This is a genomic window from Limoniibacter endophyticus (genome assembly GCF_014652835.1).
Classification (GTDB): Bacteria; Pseudomonadota; Alphaproteobacteria; order Rhizobiales; family Rhizobiaceae; genus Limoniibacter; species Limoniibacter endophyticus.
This window is the reverse complement of sequence record NZ_BMZO01000006.1, coordinates 19,672-40,671: the sequence shown is the minus strand read 5'-3', so window position 1 is coordinate 40,671 and position 21,000 is coordinate 19,672. Positions and strand designations below refer to the sequence as shown.

The window sequence follows — 21,000 nt, the reverse complement described above, 5'->3', positions numbered from 1 at the left end:
GGCCACATGAACAAATTTCTTTCCACCGTCGCTGCACTTGCACTCGGCGTCAGCATTCTCGGTACGCATTCGCTGCCGGCACAGGCTGAGACGCCGCCAAATCAGCTCGTCGTCGCGATTTCGATGCAGAACATTTTGACGCTTGATCCGGCCGGGATTACCGGCCGCGATGCCGTTCTGGTTCTCTCCAGCGTTTATGACAGCTTGCTGGTTGCCGATCCGGCAGATCGCACAAAGTTCATTCCCCGGCTTGCAGAGAGCTGGGAAGTTGCGCCTGATGGCAATTCCATCACCTTCAAGCTGCGCGAGGGCGTAAACTTTGCGTCGGGCAATCCATTCACAGCCGAGGATGTCGCCTATTCGTTCAAGCGCCTGATGACGCTGAACCTGGCGCAGGCATCCTTTCTCAAAACACGCGGCTTCAATGCCGACAATGCCGATGCATCATTCCAGGTGATTGACGACTACACCTTCAAGCTCAACCTTCCTCAGCCTGACGATCCGAATTTCGTCCTTATGACGATCAGCCAGGCCGGCCCCGGCTCTATCATCGACAGTGCGCAGGTCAAGGAAAACGAGCAGAATGGCGACTGGGGCGCTGCCTGGCTAAAGACCAATTCTGCTGGCTCGGGTGCGTATAAGCTCAATCAGTGGCGGTCGAACGAAAACGTACTGCTTGATCGGAATGGCGAATATTGGGGCGAAGAGCCCGCCATGCGCCGCATCCTGATCCGTCACCTGCCAGAATCCCAGTCACAGCGCCTGCAGCTGGAACGTGGTGACATCGACGTCGCTTACGCGCTACTGGCCGCTGATCTTCAGGCTTTGGAGAAAATGGAAGGCGTCGAGGTCGAGACTACGCCGGGCGCCGGGTTCTACTATCTCGCCGTCTCGATGAAGGACGAGCGTTTCGCCAATCCAAAGGTGCGTGAAGCCCTTCGCTATCTCATTGATTATGAAGGCCTGAACAAATCCATCATGCCGTTCTACGGCATACCCCACCAGCGCCCTCTGAGCAGCGGCGTCAAGGGCCTTCTGCCTGATCCTGGCTACAAGCTCGACGTCGAACGCGCCAAGAAACTGCTGGCTGAGGCCGGATATCCGGATGGCATGGAGGTTACTCTGCGTGCGCTTTCCGAACCGCCCTTCATCAATATTGCGACCGCCATGCAGGCAACGCTTGCACAGGCCGGCATCAAAGCAAATCTGATCACCGGTTCCGGGGATCAGATTTATGGTGCGATGCGCGAACGCAAGTTCGAACTGATCATCGGTCGCGGCGGCGGCGGCCAGCATCTGCATCCGGATTCGAACCTGCGCGCTATTGCGTACAATCCCGATAATTCGGACGAAGCAAGTCTTTCCAATTATCAGGCATGGCGCACCAGCTTCTTCGATGAAAAACTCAACTCGATGATTATCGACGCGCTGCTCGAAAAGAATCACGAGCAACAAGCCAAGAAATACGAGGAGATCCAGGTCTATTATGAAGACATGATCCCTGCGATCCAGCCATTCTCGGAAGTGGTCGATACCGCGGCCTATCGCACTGACGTGAAAGGCCTCGTGGTCAATCCATGGATCACCCGCTTCGAGACGGTAACAAAAGACAGGTAAAGCGAAGGGCGGGTGACAAACCCGCCCTCTTCTTTCATGCCAGAAGCGGGATCAAGACCAAAAAGCGCCGGATGAAAATCCGGCGCTTTTGCTTCTTCGCAGGTTTGTTCAGGCAAGATCGGCGGGCAGCAGGCTGGCCGGAATGTTCTGGTAGCTTACGGGCCGCAGAAAACGGCGGATCGACATGGTACCGACACTGGTTGCACCGAAATTGGTCGATGCCGGATAAGGGCCGCCATGCACCATGGAGTCGACAACTTCGACGCCAGTCGGGAAACCATTGGCCAGGACGCGTCCGGCCTTGCGCTCCAGAACCGGCAGAAGGCGACGCGCGTCCTCCGTATCCCCGGCATCGAGGTGGATGGTCGTCGTCAATTGGCCTTCCAGCCCCTTTGCCAGATGCACCATGTCATCCACCGACTTCACACGCACCACGATACCCAGCGGCCCGAATACTTCTTCACCGATGGTGTGATCCGCTAGAAATGCCTCGCCGGTCGTCTCGTAAAGATTGGGTGAAGCCTGCCGCTCCTTGCTTTCGGTCGAAAGCACAGGCTTGACCGAATTGCGTGCGTCGAACCGCTCCTTGCCATCGCGGTAAGCCTTGGCGATCCCGTCGGTCAGCATGGTCTGAGGTGCAACCTTTTCAAGCGCTGTCCGGGTGCTCTCAACGAAGCCGTCGGCAGTTGCATCGTCAATAACGACAGCAATGCCAGGATTCGTACAGAACTGCCCTGCCCCCATCGTCAGCGAGGCAGCCCAGCCTTCGCCCAAGGCTGCGCCCCGCGCCTTGATTGCCTCCGGCAGAACGAACATTGGATTGACGGAACCAAGCTCGCCAAAGAAGGGGATCGGCTCGTCACGCTGCGCACAAAGATTGAAGAGAGCACGACCACCGGCGAGCGAACCAGTAAAACCGACCGCCTTGATAAGCGGATGCGTGACAAGCGCCTCGCCAACCTTCCGGTCGCCGCCCTGGATCAGACCGAAGACCCCCTTGTGCACGCCTGTCTTTTCGATGGCGGCGTGGATTGCTTCGGCAATGATCTCGCCCGTTCCCGGATGTGCGGAATGCCCCTTCACGACAACCGGGCAGCCGGCGGCAAGCGCCGCAGCCGTATCGCCACCAGCCGTGGAAAAGGCCAGTGGAAAGTTTGAGGCGCCGAAAACCGCAACCGGTCCGATCGGACGCTGCATCAGGCGGATCTCGGGGCGCGGAGCTGGCTTGCGATCTGGCAGAGCTTCGTCAACGCGCTTGTCCAGATAATGCCCATCCCGAATATGCTTCGCGAACAGACGCAGCTGACCGGTCGTCCGGCCGCGCTCACCTTCCAGGCGGGCACCAGGCAATCCGCTCTCTTGCGTGCCTATTTCGGTGATATGAACGGCACGCGCTTCGATTTCGTCTGCAATCGCCTCCAGAAACGCCGCGCGCTCCTCGCGCGTGGAATAGCCATAGGACCAGAAGGCATCTTCTGCCGCCTCGGCTGCACGCGCGACAAGTTCCGGCGTTCCTATTGCAAATTGATGAGACGGACCGGTTGCGGGCGAGGATGTAAACCGCGACGGTCCCTCGACCCACTCACCCGCGATGAGATGGCGGCCATGGGGAATAAAACTCATTGTCAGTCGTCCTTGTGGATGGGGTCTTGCGTGAAGGGACCGCCCATGAAGATGGCGAGCGGCGATGACGGATCGGGACGCGCGACGGTCTTTTCCAGTTCGACGCGATATTTCTCGGCATTATCCTTCGGTTTCCAGCCGAGGAAGCGGGCCTTGCTGTTGTCCCACCAGGAGGAGTCATTTTCCGATACTCCCCAGATCGTCGGACATCCCAACATGGGGGTGCGGAAAACGCAATCGATCAGCGCGGTGAAATCATCATAGGACATCCAGGTTGAGAGCATGCGGTGGTTGCGCGGCGTCTCGAAACACGACCCGATGCGCACGATTGCCGTCTCCTGGCCGAACTTGTCGAAATAGAGCTTGGCCAACGCTTCCCCGAAGCATTTGGAAACGCCGTAGAGACCATCGGGACGAACCGGCGCATCTACGTCGATATATTCGTCCTGCTTGTAAAAGCCGATCGTATGGTTGGAACTGGCAAACAGAATGCGTGGCTGCCCATGAGCGCGTGCCGCCTCATAGAGATTGTACATGCCTAGAATATTGCCGTTGAGGATTTTACTGAACGGTGCTTCGACGGAAACGCCGCCGAGATGCAGAATGCCGTCGCAACCCTCGACGAGTTTGTCGACCGCGGCCGCATCGGCCAGGTCGCATTGGACCAGCTCTTCATTGGCCTTCGCCTCGCCCAGCGCCGCTATATCCGACAGACGCAGTATCTCCGCATAGGGCGCCAGGCGTTCGCGCATGACCTGTCCCAAGCCACCGGCGGCACCTGTTATAAGCAGTCTTTTCACGCGGAATCTCTCCTCCAAGATATTTCTCCTTAAACCCATCATACATGTCGTCGCAATCGGGTCAATCTGCATGGCCTATTCTCGGCAACTTGACTTATGAGAAAACTCACGGCTTTTTGAATACGGACCCTACCCTTCATGAAAGGCATCCCGCAGCATGCAGCACGGTGCAAAGAATTCTCGTCCAGCTGGCAATCTGGTCACGCGCGTGAGCGAGCTTCTCAGACAATCTATTCAGGCGGGAGATTTCAAGCCAGGCGAAAAGCTTCCCAGCGAAGCGAAGCTCACGCAAGCGCATGGCGTGAGCCGTACGGTCGTGCGCGAGGCCATTGCCGCCCTGCGTTCTGAAGGCCTGGTCGAGGCGCGACAAGGAGCGGGCGTCTTCGTCCTGGAAGCGCCGCAACCGGAAATCCTGCCCTTCCAGAACCTTGATTACGAGCGCATTTCCTCCGTTATAGAGCTTCTGGAACTGCGGACTGCAGTCGAGGTCGAAGCGGCCGCGCTCGCTGCGTTGCGACGTTCGCCGCAGCAGGAAGAGCGCATCATAGAAGCACATCGGGAAGTGATGAGGCGCCTGGAAAATGGAGGGCCAACGTCAGATGCCGATTTCGCGTTGCATCTGGCCATTGCGGATGCCGCCAATAATCCGCGCTTCCGCGAGTTTCTTTCGATGATCGGAAGCGGCGTGATTCCCCGCGCAGCGCTACAAGCGGGGCAGGATGCGAGTTCCGGCAATTACATCGCCAAGCTGCATGAAGAGCACAGTGAAATCATCGACGCCATCTCACTGGGCGACGAGGAAGCCGCCAGGACGGCGATGCGCAAGCACCTCAAAGGCAGCCAGGCCCGCTACAGGGCCGTTTTGCGACGTTCTCAATCAAACTTATAATACAAGTTATTGACTTATGTCTGCCAAGTGAGCTATCCCATCATGAAATTATCTGGGAGAGGTCAGCACCATGAATCCTTATGAAATCCAAAAACGGCTCGGCTCGGGCCTCCTTTCGTTCCCCGTCACTCATTTCGACGCCAACGGGCGATTCGCCGCTGAGAGTTACAAGGCGCATGTTGAATGGCTTTCCGGCTTTGACGCACCCGTTCTCTTTGCAGCAGGCGGGACTGGCGAATTTTTCTCGCTGACGCCGGCAGAAATTCCGGCCATCGTTGCCGCTGCGAAGGAAGCTGCGGGCAGCACCGAAACCGCTATAGTTTCAGGTTGCGGTTACGGTACAGAGATAGCCGTCGAAATCGCCAAATCGGCGGAAAAAGCTGGCGCCGACGGCATCCTGCTCCTGCCGCATTACCTGATCGACGCGCCGCAGGAAGGTCTCTATCACCATATCAAGACCGTCTGTCAGTCTATCGGCATCGGCGTCATGGTCTATAATCGCGACAATTCTGTTCTTCAGGCCGACACCCTTGCCCGCCTGTGCGACGAATGTCCAAACCTGATCGGGTTCAAGGACGGCACCGGCGATATCGGCCTCGTGCGCCAGATCACCGCGAAGATGGGCGACCGCCTTACCTATCTTGGCGGCATGCCGACGGCCGAACTCTTCGCCGAAGCCTATCTCGGCGCGGGTTTCACCACATATTCATCGGCGGTTTTCAACTTCGTCCCTGGCCTCGCGGTCGATTTCTATCGTGCCTTGCGCGCCGGCGAGCGCGCGACCTGCGAGAAGATCCTGCTCGACTTCTTCTATCCTTTCATGGCCATCCGCAATCGCAACAAAGGTTACGCAGTATCGGCCATCAAGGCCGGCGTACGCCTGCAGGGCTTCAATGCCGGGAAGGTTCGCAGCCCGCTCTCCGACCTGACCAAGGAAGAAGAGGCCATGCTGGACGCTCTTATCCAGCCCTACCGCCGCAAGCAGGCTGCATAAATGAAGATCGCTTCGGTCCGCACGCATCTTCTCGAGCACAGGCTGGAGACAGCATTCGAAAGTGCTTCCATGCGCTTCGACAGAAGAAGTCACGTGCTGGTCGAGGTCATCTGCGAGGATGGCACGACGGGCTGGGGCGAATGCCTTGGCCCGGCGCGCGCCAATGCGGCCATCGTGGAAACTTATGCGAACTGGCTGATCGGTCAAAATCCGCTCGAAACCGAGAAGATCTGGGCCCTGCTCTACAACGCGCTGCGTGACCAGGGTCAGCGCGGGCTGACGATCACCGCTCTTTCAGGCATCGACATTGCCCTTTGGGACATCAAAGGCAAGCATTTCGGCGTGTCCGTCGCGACATTACTGGGCGGACGTTTTCGTGAGAACGTTCGCGCCTACGCTACAGGCAGCTTCAAGCGCGATGGCGTCGATCGGGTTGAAGACAATGCGATCGAGATGGCTGGGCATCGTGATGCGGGCTTTCACGCCTGCAAGATCAAGATCGGGTTTGAGCCGGACGAGGATCTGCGTGTTATCCGAGCCGTGCGCGAGGCCATCGGGCCGAACATGCGGCTGATGATCGACGCCAATCACGGTTACGATGCCATCGAGGCAGTTCGGGTCGGCAAGCAAGCGGCAGATTACGGCATCGACTGGTTCGAAGAACCGGTGGCGCCGGAACAGCTTTCATCCTATCGCGAAGTGCGAAAGAGCCAGCCCATCCAGATCGCCGCAGGCGAAACCTGGCATACCCGCTGGGGTATGCGCGAGCCGGTGGAAACACGCGCAATAGATATTATCCAGCCGGATATTTGCGGCTGCGGCGGCTTCTCGGAAGCCAAGAAGATTGCCGATCTCGCATCCGTGCACGGGATTCGCGTCATTCCGCATGTCTGGGGAACAGCAGTTCAGATCGCCGCTGCGCTGCAATTCATGGCAGCGATGGTGCCCGACCCGGCGCGCACGCGTCCTGTCGAACCGATCCTGGAATTCGATCGTACGCACAACCCCTTCCGCCAGGCCGTCGTCACCTCGCCGATCGAACATGACAAGGGCATTGTCACCATTCCGCGCGGCCCCGGTCTCGGTATCGAAATTGACCGCGCCGCCCTTAAAGAATTCAGGATGAGAGACATATGACAATAAAGCGCAAACTCACCGGTGCGCCACCCCGGACCAAGCTGCCGCATGGCACCGTCGATACGCAGATGCACATGTATCTACCCGGATTCGAAGCGCAGGAAGGCGGGCCTCCACTACCCGGAGGTGCCTTGCCTGATGCCACGCAATATCGTCGGTTCATGAAATGGATCGGCATTGATCGCGTTGTGATAACCCAGGGCAACGCGCACCAGTTCGACAACCGCAACCTCGTTGCCTGTCTGCAAGAAATGGGCGACGTCGCCAAGGGCGTTGCCGCCATCGGGCCCGATACCACCGATGCCGAATTGAAGGAACTGGCGGATGCCGGCGTCGTCGGCGCGCGCATCATGGATCTGCCAGGTGGGGCGATCGGCCTTTCCGAATTGGAAGGTGTCGCAGATCGTGCGCTGGCGCTTGGATGGATGATGACCGTCCAATTCAATGGCAGCGATCTGCTGGAACATCTCCCTCGCCTCGGAACGCTCAAGACGAAATGGGTCTTCGATCATCACGGCAAGTTCTTCGACGGCGTTACCGACGCACATGTCGCAGCGTTGAAGAAGCTGATCGACCAAGGCAATGTATGGTTCAAATTCGCTGGTTGCTACGAATCATCCAAATCCGGCGCGCCGGATTATGAAGACATTGCAGCCGTGGCTCGCGAAATAGCCGCACATGCGCCCGAGCGCATCATCTGGGGCACGAACTGGCCACATAACATGGCCAAGACTACCGAAGAATATCCCGATGATGCAGCGCTGGCCGATACGGTGCTGGGCTGGTTCCCCGACGAACATGCCCGCCACCGCGCCCTGGTCGAAAATCCGCAGGAATTATTCGGTTTCTCGCCACTGTAAAGGTAGTTCCGGAGACGTTCGGTATTTGCCGGATATGCGAAAGCTGAAATTGCATAGCGAAAGACAAAAGAATGATCATTACAGATGTTTCGGTCAAAACCTTCCTGACCACCACGCGCCGGCATTCCGATAGCGCCGGTCACGCACATCCCGGTCCGGCCCATCAGGTGCAGCAGGCGATGATCATCATCCGCACCGAGGACGGGCATGAGGGCTACAGCTTCACCGCGCCGGAAATCGTGCGCCCGCATCTGATCGAGAAATTCGTCAAGAAGGTGTTGGTCGGTCAGGACTATCGCGACCGCGAGCGCCTGTGGCAGGATCTTGCTCACTGGCAGCGCGGTTCGGCTGCACAGCTCACCGACCGCACCCTCGCCGCTGTCGACGTCGCGCTCTGGGACTTGGCCGGGCGCACGCTCAACCAGCCCGTCTACAAGCTCATCGGCGCCTATCGCGACAAGGTTCGCGCCTATGGCTCCATTATGTGCGGCGACGAAATCGAAGGCGGTCTTGCAACCCCGGAAGATTATGCCCGCTTTGCCGAAAAGCTGGTCAAACGCGGCTACAAGGGGATCAAGCTACACACCTGGATGCCTCCGGTCAGTTGGGCTCCCAATGTGAAGATGGACCTGAAGGCCTGCGCTGCCGTGCGCGAAGCCGTCGGTCCGGATATTCACCTGATGATCGACGCCTTCCACTGGTACAGCCGCGTCGATTCCCTCGAACTCGGTCGCGGACTTGAAAAGCTGGGCTTCGACTGGATCGAGGAAAGCATGGATGAGCAGTCGCTTTCGTCCTATAAATGGCTTGCAGACAATCTCGACATTCCGGTTCTCGGACCTGAAAGCGCCGGTGGCAAGCACTGGCATCGCGCAGAATGGATCACCTCGGGCGCAGTGGATATACTACGCACCGGCGTCAACGATGTGGGGGGCATCACGCCAGCGCTCAAGACCATGCGTTTGGCCGAATCCTTTGGAATGGATTGCGAAGTCCATGGCAACACCGCCATGAATCTCCACGTTGTCGCGGCCGCGAAGAACTGTCGTTGGTACGAACGTGGCCTGCTGCATCCGTTCCTCGAATATGATGACGGGTTTGATTATTTGAACCAGCTCTCCGACCCAATGGACGAAGACGGCTATGTGCACGTGCCGAACCGCCCAGGAATCGGCGAGGATATCAACTTCGATTTCATCGAGAACAATCTCGTCTCCACCCATTGATTTACAACCGCCGGACAGATCACGCCCGGCGGTATATTTTTCTCGGCAGTGCCTGCTCCACCAGAACCGGCTCTGCCAGAACTGCATCGGACAATGCGCTCATCGGGAGGAAAGATGATCGTCGTTTCAGAAGAAGACGTGCGTCGGGAGGAGCCGACCCCGCACGGGCACATAGGTACATCGACCGGATTTCGCCTGACAGCGAATATCCCGCAGCGCACAATGGAATTTCGCAAACGCATCCTGCATCAAGGCAGTGCGATCGGTGCGCATCTCATCGACCACGACGAAGTTTATTACGTTGTCTCGGGCGAAGGCGAAGTTCATTCCAACGACGAGACACGCCGCCTAAGCGCAGGAAGTATGGCCTATCTTTATAGCGGCGATGTCGTTGGCATCCACCAGCTCGGCGACGCGCCCCTGGAGCTAATTATATCTTATCCCCTGGCTGAAAAAGCCGACGATTGACAATCTGTCATTATATATGACAAATATTCCAACATGTATGATGAGATTGCGCCGCGATCCGTCGTGCGGGAGGAGTGAATGTTGAAGACATCTAAAACAGCCGGCTGGGGCTCCGCTCCCGCCGCAACGAGAAGCGTTTCATCGCGCTTGCGCTCGTTCAACTGGCGTCCGGTCGGCGCGCAACTATTTACCGTCGCCGTCACTTTGTTCGGCCTTCTCGTGCTGACTTTCGTGATCGGCCGCATGATGCCGGCAGATCCTGTACGTGCCATCGTGGGAGAGGACGCGACGCGCGAGACCTACGAGATGGTTTATGAGCAGCTTGGCCTTGGCCGGCCGCTTTGGGAGCAGTTCTTCCTCTATCTCGGCGACGTACTGACCGGCAATTTCGGGATGTCGATCCGCACCGGGCAGCCCGTCATCAAGGACATTCTCCACGTGCTGCCCGCCACGATCGAACTTGCGACCTTCGCGATCATCATTGGCGCAACGCTTGGGGTGACGCTCGGTGTGCTGGCCGCCGTGAACAAGGATCGCTGGCCAGATCACGTCATTCGCGTCTTCAGCCTGATGGGCCATTCCATGCCGATCTTCTGGACGGGCATGATTGGCCTTCTCCTGTTTTACGCGGCTCTTGGCTGGGTTGGCGGCAGCGGGCGCATGGCGGATTTCTATATCGGCCTCGTTGAAGAACGCACCGGCTTCCTGCTGATCGATTCCGCACTCGCAAGGGACTGGGAAGTGTTTCGCTCGGCGCTCAACCACCTGATTCTGCCCGCGAGCATTCTGGGTTATTCGTCATCGGCCTATATCACCCGCATGACGCGCAGCTTCATGCTCGACCAGATCAATCAGGAGTATATTACCACCGCGCGCGTCAAAGGTCTCTCCGCCCGACGTACGATCTGGCGGCATGCCTTCCTCAACATTCGTGTCCAGCTCGTCACCATCGTGGCCCTTGCCTATGGTTCGCTGCTCGAAGGGGCCGTTCTGATCGAAACCGTGTTCGCCTGGCCGGGATTTGGCCAGTATCTCACCAACAATCTGCTGATCGGCGATATGAATGCCGTGATGACCTGCGTTCTGATCGTCGGCGTCATCTTCATCGCGCTCAACCTGATCTCCGACATGCTTTATCGAATATTCGATCCGAGGACGCGCTGATGACAACGCTCACCGCTAAAAGCGCCCTTCCCGCTCCGCTGCTGGCGCTCGGCAATATTTTTCGCTTCCTGATGAAAAGTCCGACTTCGGCTTTCGGTCTGATCGTGATCTCCGTTCTGATCCTCGTCGCGATTTTTGCACCGTGGATCGCGACGCACGCTCCCTATCAGCAGGATCTCAACAACACGCTGGCCGCCCCCGGCGGTGCGCATCTCTTCGGTACGGACGAACTTGGGCGTGATATATTTAGCCGCCTCGTCTACGGGACCCGCATCACGCTGACCATCATCTTTCTCGTATCCATAGTCGTTGGTCCGATCGGCCTCTTCGTCGGCACGACTGCCGGCTATATCGGCGGACGTTATGATACGGTGATGATGCGCATTACCGACATCTTCCTGTCCTTCCCAAGCCTGATCTTGTCGCTGGCCTTCGTTGCGGCGTTGGGACCGAGCCTGAACAACGCGATCATCGCCATCGCCTTGACCTCCTGGCCGCCGATCGCACGCCTGGCACGCGCCGAAACGCTCACCTTCCGCAGCGCGGATTATGTTTCAGCGGCGCGGCTGCAAGGCGCCTCCGTGCCACGCATCATTTTCAAGTCAATTGTACCGATGTGCCTTCCGTCGGTTCTTATCCGCCTGACGCTCAACATGGCGACCGTTATCCTGACAGCCGCAGGCTTGGGCTTCCTTGGCCTCGGTGCGCAACCGCCCGTCCCGGAGTGGGGCGCAATGATTGCCATGGGCAGGCGTTACATGATCGACAGCTGGTGGCTCGTCACTTTCCCGGGACTCGCGATCTTGCTCGTCAGCCTTGCGTTTAACCTTCTTGGCGATGGCTTGCGTGACGCGCTCGATCCCAAGCAGATGAACCGGAGATAAGCGCATGAGCAATGAACCTATTCTCGACGTGAAAAAGCTCTGCGTCAGCTATCGCAGCGATGGCGGCTATGTCGACGCGGTGCGTAATGTCTCCTTCACCCTCGGTCGGGAGAAACTCGGCATTGTCGGCGAAAGCGGCTCCGGAAAATCCACCATCGGCCGCGCATTGCTTCGGCTTTTGCCAACGGCGCGCATTACGGCGGAGCAAGTCCGGTTCGAAGACACAGACCTGCTGCAAATTTCGGAACGCCAGATGCTGAAGGTGCGCGGACGGCGGATGTCGATGATCCTGCAGGATCCGAAATTCTCGCTCAACCCGATCCGCCGCGTCGGCGATCAGATTGCGGAAGCCTATCTCACGCACTTCAAATGTACGAAATCGCAAGCACGCGCCAAGACCGTCGATATGCTGCAAGCGGTACAAATTCGCGATCCAGAGCGCGTCTACGATCTTTATCCGCACGAGGTTTCGGGCGGAATGGGTCAGCGTATCATGATCGCCATGATGCTCTTGACCGATCCGGACGTTGTTATCGCCGACGAACCGACTTCGGCACTGGATGTCACGGTGCGCTTGCAGGTCCTTAATATTCTCGATCGGCTGGTCAGTGAAAGGGGGATCGGTCTCATCATGATCAGCCACGATCTAAACCTCGTACGCAATTTCTGCGACCGCGTACTCATCATGTATGCTGGTCAGGTAGTCGAAAGCCTGAAGGCTTCGGAGCTGTCGAGTGCCAAGCATCCCTACACTCAGGGTCTGCTCGCCGCACAGCCGCGCATCGGCGGCGGACGTGCGCCGCTGAAGGTGCTGGATCGCAAGCCTGAGTGGAAAGAACCGCTGGAGATTTCAGCATGAAACCGGTCGATGTCAAAAACCTGACGATCACGCTCGGCGAAGGCCCCAAGGCTGTAACGATCCTGCCCAACATCTCTTTCTCCGTGAAGCCGGGCGAATGTTTCGGTCTGGTCGGCGAAAGCGGATCGGGCAAATCGACGATACTGCGCTGCATGTCGCTGCTTTTCACACAATGGCATGGAGAAATCCGCATAGGCGAGCAATCCGTGCGCGACATGCCGCTAATCGAACGGTGTCGCACTGTCCAGATGGTCTTTCAGGACCCTTATGGATCGCTGCATCCACGCCAGTCCGTACGGACCGTCCTGTCGGAACCGCTCAAGATCCACAAGATGGATCGGCGCCAGGAGCGCATGGAAAAGGCCATTACAGAAGTTGGCCTGCCGGTCGATTTTCTCGATCGTTATCCGCACCAGCTTTCCGGTGGCCAGCGGCAACGCGTGGCAATCGCGCGCGCACTCATTCTGGAGCCGTCCGTTCTGCTGCTGGACGAGCCCACTTCCGCGCTCGATGTTTCGGTGCAGGCAGAAATTCTCAACCTGCTGGCGGAGTTGCGCGAGAAAAAGGGGTTCACCTATCTCTTGGTGAGCCACGACCTCGCCGTGGTTGATTACATGTGCGAACGCTTCGCCGTCATGCAGTCGGGCGATATCGTAGAAGTCCTGGAGCGCGAGGCGCTTATCGGCAATCAGGCGACGCATCCCTATGCTCGCCAGCTGATCGAAGCCTCGCTTGAATATGACAGCGCCGTCTGAGGTGCTTCTGCCCTTCATATCGGAACGGATCGCTAACCATCGCTATCCGCTCCGGCTTCGCGAACCATTTGCGCAATGGCAAATGGAGCTGCGCAGCATCTGGCGAGCAAGCCTCCCTCCTTCAGGCATAATTCGGGCGGAGCTGCTTGAGACCAGCGGCAGGCACCGCCGCTTGCGCTTTCACTATGCAACGGGCGACAGCGGCGAAGCTGCCCTTCTTCTACCTGAAGGAAACGGGCCTCATCCGGCAGTCCTTCTCCTGCATGATCACGGCGGCCTCTTCGACATAGGTTGGCGGAAGATGGTCGCCGGCGAGCTTGGCGAGAAGCATGCCGAAAAACATTACGATGGTTGTTTTCTGGCAGATGACCTCGCCAAGTCAGGATTTGCAGTCCTGGTATGCGATGCGCTTGGCTGGGGCTCGCGATACGCTGGAGGCTACGTGGAGCAACAGGCGCTTGCCAGCCAGGCGATGCAAGCTGGATGGAGCCTCGCGGGCATTGTCGCCGCTGACGACCTTGCGGCCTTCGACTGGCTGAGCAGGCAGCCGGAGACAGACGATACGCGGGTCGCGGCGCTCGGATTTTCTTTTGGAGGGTTCCGCGCGTGGCAAGTCGCGGCGCTTGAACAACGCGTCTCAGCCTGCGCATCCTTATCCTGGGCAGGGACGAGAGCAGGGTTGCTTCAGCCGAACGCAACCCTCCTCAAGGGCCAATCGGCGTTCTACACGCTTCACCCGTCCCTGGCCCCGCTAGCCGACTTTCCCGACATGGCAGCGCTTGCCGCGGATCGTCCGATGTTCCTGCGTACAGGTTCTGCCGATATACATTTCCCGCAGACGGATGCGCAGAAATTCTTCGACAAGCTAAGAGATGCGACCCATTCAGCGGAAATCGATGCAGGAATTTTTCCCGGCCATCATCATTGTCCGCGTTCAATACAGGTGGAGGCAATAGATTTCCTGAAGAGGCACCAGACGGCATGAACGAGAGAAGCCGGGCAATGCACCCGGCTTCTCTCGTTCAACCAATATGCGATTTATCAGCCGACATACCCGAAGGCGACTGCCGGCTCAGCCGCCGTTTCGACCCAAACGCTTTTGGTCTGCGTGTAGGCCATGAGCGCATCCCGGCCACTCGAGCGACCATAGCCGCTTTGGCCGAAGCCACCGAAGGGCGACATGACGCTGATAGTCTTGTAGCTGTTGATCCAGAAGGTCCCGGCGCGCACTTGCCCGGCAATGCGATGCGCACGACCGACATTCTGCGTCCAGACCGCTCCAGCAAGTCCATAAGGATTGTCATTGGCAAGCGTGACGGCTTCTTCTTCACTGTCGAACGGCGTCACACCGACGACAGGCCCGAACACTTCCTCTTTCGAAAGACTCGCGGACGGCGACACATTGTCCAGAATGGTGGGGGCGAAATAGAAACCGCCCGTCGCGTCCAGAACTTCCGGACGACCGCCTCCGGTCGCAAGTGCGGCACCCTCGGCTACGCCCTGCTTGACCATTTCGGTGATCTTGGTCCACTGACGCAGATTATTGATCGGGCCAATCTGCGTCGTATCGGCGTAAGGATCGCCGACTGGAATTTTCTGCGCCGCCGCAGCGTAGCGCTCGACGAACTCCTTATGTATTGAGCGATGCACCAGAAGGCGCGATCCAGCCACGCAGCTCTGCCCCGCACCGCCGAAGATGGCCGCCTGCGCCCCCAGAATGGCGTGGTTGATATCGGCATCCGCGAATACGATATTTGCCGACTTTCCGCCCAGTTCGAGAATGCATGGAACAACGTTCTTCGCCGCCGTTGCAGCGATCAACGAGCCTGCATGCGCCGAGCCTACGAAAACGACAAGCCCTGTCCTCTTGTGGGCGACTGCTGCCTGACCTGCCGTGACGCCCTGCCCTCCGATGACGTTGACGAGACCGCGGGGCGCGCCTGCGGCCTCGCACAGCACTCCCAGAATAAGCGTGCTGAGCGGCGTCAGCTCGGATGGCTTGATGACGACGGCATTTCCCGCGCAGATTGCCGGCGCGATCTGCCAGCCACCGGTAAACAGCGGCGCATTCCACGGCGTGATCTGGACGACGACGCCGATTGGCTCCTGACGCGTATAATTGAGGTGCGATGTCGGCACCGGAATGACTTCGCCATGCAGCTTGTCGCACCAGCCCGCGTAGTATTCGAACATCTCCGCGACCTTGACGACTTCGCCGCGAATGTCGCGGATCGGGCGGCCAGCCGAGCGGCTTTCAATTTCGGCGATCTCCCCGGCCCGTTCGCGGATCTTGCGTCCGATCTCGTTCATGACACGACCGCGTGCAGACGCCGTGAGTTTCATCCATTCGCGTTGTGCTTTCGAAGCCGCGTCCATCGCCGCATCGATGACGGAAGCATCGGCATCCTTGAACTGAGCAAAAACCTTGCCGGTCGCGGGATCAGTCAGGTCAAGTAGATCGCCAGCGCCGAAAACGATCTCGCCATCTACGAAACTGCCAATTTCCTCCGTACCGGCAAAACCCTTCCAGAGTTCACGAATGCGAGGACCCGGATCACGAAGAATGTCTACCTTGCTCATTTCTAGTCCCCTTATTTCAATGACTTGAAGCTGCCCATACGGGTAAAATCGTCTGTATCGGCCCAATCCGAGCCGGCCCAAAGCTGCGCTACGACATCCGAAAGCGGGAGCAAGGCGTCGGTGCGATCGGCAAGTTCCTTCGCAAGCCGTACGTCCTTGCGCATCAACCCCATCGAGAAGCCGCTGTCGAAGCGGTCGGACATGACCCATGTCGGAAAATGTACTTCGCTGATCATCGAGCGGCCCGAGGCGGCGTTGACGACGCGTAGCGCCGCTTCCGGATCGATGCCCGCGGCAAGCGCAAGTTTCAGGCCCTCGCTGGTCGTGACCATGTGGGCTGCGGCAAGGAGATTATTGACGAGCTTGGCAACATTTCCTGCACCGCTTGGGCCGACATGCAACGCCTTGGCGGTCATGGCTTCGATTACCGGCATCGCATTCGCCAGATCTCCATCGGCGCCGCCGATCATCATGGCAAGTTTGCCCGATGCCGCGCCGGCAGGTCCGCCGCTGACGGGAGCATCAAGAAAGCCATGCCCGAGCGCGGCAAGCTGAGCCGCAAGGTCGCGACTGACATCGGGCTCTGAGGTTGAAGTGTCGATGATGATCAGACGACGATCGCCGCGGTCCTTGAGTATCTGGAGATTGTCATTGACGACCTTGGCGACATCCTTGGCCGTCGGCAGCGAGAAAACGAGGAAACCGCTCTTCTCGAAAGCTTCGCCAAGAGACGAGAGCGGCTGCACGCCGGATTCCGCCGCAAGCTTCAGGCGGTCCTGCGAAAGGTCGAAACCAAGTGTTGCGAATTCCTTTTGCGCAAGTGTCTGGGCCATGCCCAGTCCCATGCTCCCAAGCCCGATGACGCCAACCGTCACATCTGCCGCAACCGCCATGAAGGCAACCTCCCGATCTGTTTGAGATGTCTTTTGCAGACGTTCTCATCTATCATCGGGGCTAGGTAGTCGGCAGGCGGGGAACAATGTGTTGCAGGTCGCGCAACACATCATCAGCGAAATGCGAACATCTCGGCGGCCAGATAACCCGCCAGTTTTTCGACGGAACCGGGCAGACGTCGCCTCGCCTTCACCATGAGATGAGCACTCGCCTGGGCAAGCAGCGGATCCCTCAATTCGACCACGCCAAGCGTCGATTGCTGCAAGCGCGTGGAAATAGCGAAGCGCGGCAGGAAGGTCACACCAAGCCCCGCCACTACGAACCGACGCAAAGCATCGATTGAATGGGTTTCAAGCAGCGGTGCGACTGCAAAGCCACTATCGGCTGCGACGCGACCGACGAGTTGGGTGACGCCGTGCCCCTTGTAGAGAAGCGCATATTGCGAGCCGGCGAGACATTCAGCGAGCGTCACCGTCTGCTTTCCCAACAGCGGATGCCCCTGGGGCGCGACCAGGCAAAGCGGCTGACGCGTGATCGCCAGCGATCGGATGCGTGTATCCAGCAGAGGATTATAGGCGATACCTATATCTGCATCGCCATTCGCGACATGATCGAGTACCGCGTCGGTACCTGCAAGATCGACATGATATTTGACCGTGGGATAAACCTTGACGAAGGATTTCAAGCCATGTTCGACCAGATCGCCAAGAAAGCCTTCGCCGCAACAGAGTTTCACCCGGCTCTGCTGCACACCGCGCAGATTGTCGAGCTGTTCGGCAAGAATGCCGATGTCCTCGACGACCCGGTTACCATGATCAAGAACAAGCTCACCCGCATCAGTGAGACCAACGCCGCGACTGGTCCGATCAAAAAGCGACAGACCGATATTGCGCTCAGTTTCCGCGATCTGCCGGCTCACGACGGAAGGCGCAAGATTGAGATGTTCGGCTGCGCTACGAATGGAGCCGTAGCGGACGACGGCCATGAAAATCCGCAATGCCTTCGCATCCAACGTTTCCATGATCCTCAATCCGCTGCTTCAACCACCCAAGCCTGAGGGGTACAATGTGTCGCTCAGACGCTCAACTGGCTTTCAACCAATGCGACCCATAAATTGGCACCAAGAGGAAGCACCTTGTCATTGAAATCGAAAAATGGCGAGTGAAGACCCGGGTTCCTGCCTTCTTTCTTCGCGCCGAGCCAGAAATAACAGCCGGGCTTTTCTTCAAGCATGAAGGCGAAATCTTCCGCAGCCATGCTGGGCGCTGCATCGACAAACTGCAAGATATCGGTCGCGGCTGCCACGTCGCGCACGATCCTTGCGCAGCGTGGATCGTTTATCGTGGCGGGATAGCGGCGGGTGTAGCCCACCTTGGCCGAGCAGCCGAAGCCGGTCGCAATCGCTTGTGCAAGTGCCGTCAAACGTTCTTCGAGCTTGTCGCCGACCTCTGCATCAAACCAGCGCGTGGTGCCGCGGATCATTGCGTGTCCGGGAATTACATTCCATGTCTCACCCGCATGAATTTGGGTGACCGAGACAACAGCCGCCTGAAGCGGTGAAACATTACGGCTTGCAATGGTCTGGAGGCCAGCAGCTATGTGACTTGCTGCAACAATCGGGTCGGCCCCTTCATGCGGCATCGCCCCATGTGCGCCACGTCCCTCGATCATGATTTCAAAAGTGCCGAAAGCCGCCATCATCTGGTCATCGCGCGCAACGCCTTGGCCGACATCGAGCGCGGGCCAATTATGCATGCCGTAGATCGCATCGATGTTGAAATCGCGGAAAAGCCCGCCCTCAACCATGGCTCGGCCGCCCCCCTCGTTCTCCTCGGCAGGCTGAAAAACAAAATGCACTGTGCCGTCGAAGCTCGCACGAGTGCAGGCACGGGCGGCTGCGAGGGCCGTCGCGACATGCCCGTCATGTCCGCAGGCGTGCATTTTGCCAGGCGCTTTCGAAGCATAGGCTACGCCGCTCTCCTCAAGGATTGGCAAGGCGTCCATATCGGCACGAATAGCGAGCGATTTCTCTGAGCTACCGCGATGCAGGCTGGCAACGACACCGGTTTTTCCGTAGCCGCGCTTCACCTCATAACCCCAGTTCGAAAGCTGACCGGCAATGAATTGAGAGGTCTGATCTTCTTCGAAAGCGAGTTCGGGATGCTCGTGCAGATGATGACGCCACTTGATCGCTTCTTCGATCTCGTCGCTGGAAATATATGCAGATGCCATGAACCCTGATCCCACCTCGGAAATATGAATGATCGCTCCCTATGGAGCGATCATCGATTTGCATTACTGGCCGGAAAGACGCAGCGTTAGATCCGCAATTGCCACCGAACCAATATAGGTGCCGAACATGACGCAAATAGCGACGATGACGATCTTCCAACCGGAGCGCCGGGCAATATCGAACTCGTTTTTTGTCAACGCAAGCCCGGCGTAGGCCAGCGCAGGCGTTGCCAGAGCAAGGAAGTTCAGCGCTTCCACCTTGGCAACCACCCAGTCCGTTCCCGGAATGCCCGGGATGGTAACGAGGATCGCCAGAAGCGAAGTCCATGCCACCGCTGGCAGGTTTACCGGGATGACGCGTGCCATTATCAGCCCGCCGAGAGACACGATGTAGAGCACGATCATGCCCGGTAGCGCTGTGAGCGGGTCAGTGCCGGTCGCCACCCAGTTCGAGATAAGCCCTATGACGCAGGCAACGGCGAGATAAGCTGCAAAGACGGTGAGATCCCCCTTGCGCTCGTCCTCGCCTTCGGTCGGAAGGAACGGTTCGGCAGAAGCGTTCTGAGCTGTATTGATAGTCATGGTCCCTCTCCTATCAAACTGCGTTTGCCGGATCGTTTGGCCGCGCCTTGCGATACAGCCAATCGGTCAGAGGAAGCGCGATGAACAGGCCGACATACAGCCCGGTTGCATAGGTCAGAATGTTACTGGCCGCAGCAAGAGCCACAATCAGATCGGTCTGTTCGGGAATGACAGCCGCAAGCCCCCCGGTACAAGCTGCGAGCATACTGCCCGAGCCAACGCCACAGGACATAGCGAGGGCGCGAAAATCAAACCAACCTAAGGAATGGACCAGAGGCGGCATGATTGCGAAGACGAAGGTGCCGATCAACGTACCTGTCGCATAGACCCCCATGGCACCTGCACCCTCGGGGCTGTTTAACCCGTATTTATCGGCAATAAGCGCAAGGTTGGGCTCACGATCGATCGAGTAGGTGGCGCCGACCGCTTCGCGGCCCATGCGCAATAGAAAAACGGCTATCGGAAAAGCAATGGCAATAGTACCCAGATTGCCCAGTTCCTGAAGGATCAGCGCAGGCCCCGCCTCGATGATCTTGTCGATCTGCGGCCCCACCGTCGTGCCGAATCGCGCGATGAACGGCATGATCGCGATAGTGATCATGGTTCCAGCAAGCTTTACGGCCGTGGGTGGCAGAAGCGATGCTGTTTTCTTGAATATATGCGGATTAAGCGCGATACCAATGGCGAACGCGTAGAGAATTGGCAGGAACACGACTGTTCCTATACCGATGGCGAGACGCCGCAGACCGATCAGTTCGGCAACGACGACAATGGCGATCACGATGGCGTTCAGCCACCAGAAGCCTGATTGCGTGGAAACTTTGGTCATAGGTAACCCCTCCGTGTGGTGACGTCCCCCTTACTTTCTTTTTCTGGCGGGGTACACGTCTCGCGAGTATGTAGTCCAAAGCGATGATGTGTAGTCTCGCGCAAGGGAACAATGTGTTGCCTGATGAGCAACACCCGCCCGGGTTTGCCGTGTGCAGAAGCTGAAAGCTCAACTCATTCGGCCAGAGCCTGTGCGGGCGAACCTGCGCACAAGGAAGCACATTATCTCGATGAAAAGGAAATCTGTCGGGGCGGTCGGGATGGTAGCCGCTATCAGCAGCTAACCGTAGCGCTCTCTGGCGGATTGACGGCTCGGCAGGAGAATCTTGTCCATAAAACAATACCCGCCGGGGGAGGAGATCCGGCGGGCATCGTTTGGGTCCGACCAGCGATCGGGAGGAGGAGGAGATGCTGGTCGTATTTACAGAGCCTGGGAGGAGGAGTGGCTCTGCAAAATCTGTTAGATCGAACGGCGTGCGACGAAGGCGATGTCGCCACGCGAAATACCGATGTCGCTCAGCTCGCGGTTCGAAAGACGGTTCAATTCGGTAACGGTGTCGCGGTAACGGCGCCAGTTACGGTAGTTACGGATCAGGTTCATCGTCATG

Annotated in this window: 21 protein-coding genes; 12 read left to right on the top strand and 9 right to left on the bottom strand. The window is 58.2% G+C overall.

Annotated features, from left to right (window positions below; translation table 11 throughout):
* Positions 1 to 6: 6 nt before the first annotated feature.
* On the top strand, positions 7 to 1,617 hold the full coding sequence (locus IE151_RS09705) for an ABC transporter substrate-binding protein (protein ID WP_189489816.1): 1,611 nt from the start codon (positions 7 to 9) through the stop codon (positions 1,615 to 1,617).
* Positions 1,618 to 1,725: 108 nt separating this feature from the next.
* Here the strand turns inward: IE151_RS09705 and IE151_RS09700 are convergent, their stop codons facing one another.
* Both IE151_RS09700 and IE151_RS09695 read right to left on the bottom strand, forming a co-directional pair.
* Entirely contained in the window at positions 1,726 to 3,240 is a 1,515-nt protein-coding gene (locus IE151_RS09700) for an aldehyde dehydrogenase (NADP(+)) (RefSeq protein ID WP_189489815.1), read from the bottom strand.
* Positions 3,241 to 3,242: 2 nt separating this feature from the next.
* Positions 3,243 to 4,040: an NAD-dependent epimerase/dehydratase family protein gene (locus IE151_RS09695; protein ID WP_189489814.1), complete on the bottom strand. Its 798-nt coding sequence runs from the start codon at positions 4,038 to 4,040 to the stop codon at positions 3,243 to 3,245.
* Positions 4,041 to 4,197: 157 nt separating this feature from the next.
* Between IE151_RS09695 and IE151_RS09690 the strand changes: the two genes are divergently transcribed.
* The 11 genes from IE151_RS09690 (at position 4,198) to IE151_RS09640 (ending at position 14,261) form a co-directional block, all read left to right on the top strand.
* Complete coding sequence (locus tag IE151_RS09690) at positions 4,198 to 4,929, top strand: FadR/GntR family transcriptional regulator (protein ID WP_189489813.1); 732 nt, start codon at positions 4,198 to 4,200, stop codon at positions 4,927 to 4,929.
* Between the two features lie 70 nt (positions 4,930 to 4,999).
* Entirely contained in the window at positions 5,000 to 5,923 is a 924-nt protein-coding gene (gene kdgD, locus IE151_RS09685) for a 5-dehydro-4-deoxyglucarate dehydratase (protein ID WP_189489812.1), read from the top strand.
* A complete protein-coding gene (locus IE151_RS09680; protein WP_189489811.1) occupies positions 5,924 to 7,060 on the top strand; it encodes a mandelate racemase/muconate lactonizing enzyme family protein in 1,137 nt (378 codons plus the stop codon).
* On the top strand, positions 7,057 to 7,920 hold the full coding sequence (locus IE151_RS09675; RefSeq protein ID WP_189489810.1) for an amidohydrolase family protein: 864 nt from the start codon (positions 7,057 to 7,059) through the stop codon (positions 7,918 to 7,920). The genes IE151_RS09680 and IE151_RS09675 overlap by 4 nt, the downstream gene beginning before the upstream one ends.
* 71 nt (positions 7,921 to 7,991) lie before the next feature.
* Entirely contained in the window at positions 7,992 to 9,146 is a 1,155-nt protein-coding gene (locus tag IE151_RS09670; protein WP_189489809.1) for a mandelate racemase family protein, read from the top strand.
* A gap of 114 nt (positions 9,147 to 9,260) precedes the next feature.
* The gene (locus tag IE151_RS09665) at positions 9,261 to 9,614 is read left to right on the top strand and encodes a cupin domain-containing protein (RefSeq protein WP_189489808.1); all 354 of its coding nucleotides are present in this window, start codon (positions 9,261 to 9,263) and stop codon (positions 9,612 to 9,614) included.
* A 78-nt stretch (positions 9,615 to 9,692) separates the two neighbouring features.
* Positions 9,693 to 10,778 carry an ABC transporter permease gene (locus IE151_RS09660; protein WP_244636690.1) on the top strand — a complete coding sequence of 362 codons (1,086 nt, stop codon included), beginning with the start codon at positions 9,693 to 9,695 and terminating at the stop codon, positions 10,776 to 10,778.
* Positions 10,778 to 11,662 carry an ABC transporter permease gene (locus tag IE151_RS09655; RefSeq protein WP_189489807.1) on the top strand — a complete coding sequence of 295 codons (885 nt, stop codon included), beginning with the start codon at positions 10,778 to 10,780 and terminating at the stop codon, positions 11,660 to 11,662. Before IE151_RS09660 ends, IE151_RS09655 begins: the two co-directional genes overlap by 1 nt.
* Before the next feature lie 4 nt (positions 11,663 to 11,666).
* The gene (locus IE151_RS09650) at positions 11,667 to 12,521 is read left to right on the top strand and encodes an ABC transporter ATP-binding protein (protein WP_189489806.1); all 855 of its coding nucleotides are present in this window, start codon (positions 11,667 to 11,669) and stop codon (positions 12,519 to 12,521) included.
* A complete protein-coding gene (locus IE151_RS09645) occupies positions 12,518 to 13,276 on the top strand; it encodes an ABC transporter ATP-binding protein (RefSeq protein ID WP_189489805.1) in 759 nt (252 codons plus the stop codon). The genes IE151_RS09650 and IE151_RS09645 overlap by 4 nt, the downstream gene beginning before the upstream one ends.
* Positions 13,260 to 14,261 carry a dienelactone hydrolase family protein gene (locus tag IE151_RS09640; RefSeq protein WP_189489804.1) on the top strand — a complete coding sequence of 334 codons (1,002 nt, stop codon included), beginning with the start codon at positions 13,260 to 13,262 and terminating at the stop codon, positions 14,259 to 14,261. Before IE151_RS09645 ends, IE151_RS09640 begins: the two co-directional genes overlap by 17 nt.
* A gap of 56 nt (positions 14,262 to 14,317) precedes the next feature.
* Here IE151_RS09640 and IE151_RS09635 read toward each other — a convergent pair whose 3' ends face one another.
* The 7 genes from IE151_RS09635 to IE151_RS09605 all read right to left on the bottom strand — a co-directional run bounded on the left by IE151_RS09635 (position 14,318) and on the right by IE151_RS09605 (position 20,993).
* Complete coding sequence (locus tag IE151_RS09635) at positions 14,318 to 15,856, bottom strand: aldehyde dehydrogenase family protein (protein WP_189489803.1); 1,539 nt, start codon at positions 15,854 to 15,856, stop codon at positions 14,318 to 14,320.
* 11 nt (positions 15,857 to 15,867) lie between these two features.
* Positions 15,868 to 16,749 (bottom strand): NAD(P)-dependent oxidoreductase, encoded by an 882-nt coding sequence (locus IE151_RS09630; RefSeq protein WP_189489802.1) that lies wholly within the window; start codon positions 16,747 to 16,749, stop codon positions 15,868 to 15,870.
* Between the two features lie 113 nt (positions 16,750 to 16,862).
* Positions 16,863 to 17,771, bottom strand: coding sequence for a LysR family transcriptional regulator (locus IE151_RS09625; RefSeq protein ID WP_189489801.1), 909 nt, complete (start codon positions 17,769 to 17,771; stop codon positions 16,863 to 16,865).
* 53 nt (positions 17,772 to 17,824) lie between these two features.
* Positions 17,825 to 18,982, bottom strand: a complete 1,158-nt coding sequence (locus IE151_RS09620; protein WP_189489800.1) for a M20 aminoacylase family protein — start codon at positions 18,980 to 18,982, stop codon at positions 17,825 to 17,827.
* 63 nt (positions 18,983 to 19,045) lie between these two features.
* Positions 19,046 to 19,564 carry a hypothetical protein gene (locus tag IE151_RS09615; protein ID WP_189489799.1) on the bottom strand — a complete coding sequence of 173 codons (519 nt, stop codon included), beginning with the start codon at positions 19,562 to 19,564 and terminating at the stop codon, positions 19,046 to 19,048.
* A 13-nt stretch (positions 19,565 to 19,577) separates the two neighbouring features.
* A complete protein-coding gene (locus IE151_RS09610; protein WP_189489798.1) occupies positions 19,578 to 20,393 on the bottom strand; it encodes a DUF3100 domain-containing protein in 816 nt (271 codons plus the stop codon).
* Between the two features lie 459 nt (positions 20,394 to 20,852).
* A complete protein-coding gene (locus IE151_RS09605) occupies positions 20,853 to 20,993 on the bottom strand; it encodes a DUF1127 domain-containing protein (protein WP_189489797.1) in 141 nt (46 codons plus the stop codon).
* Positions 20,994 to 21,000: the final 7 nt, after the last annotated feature.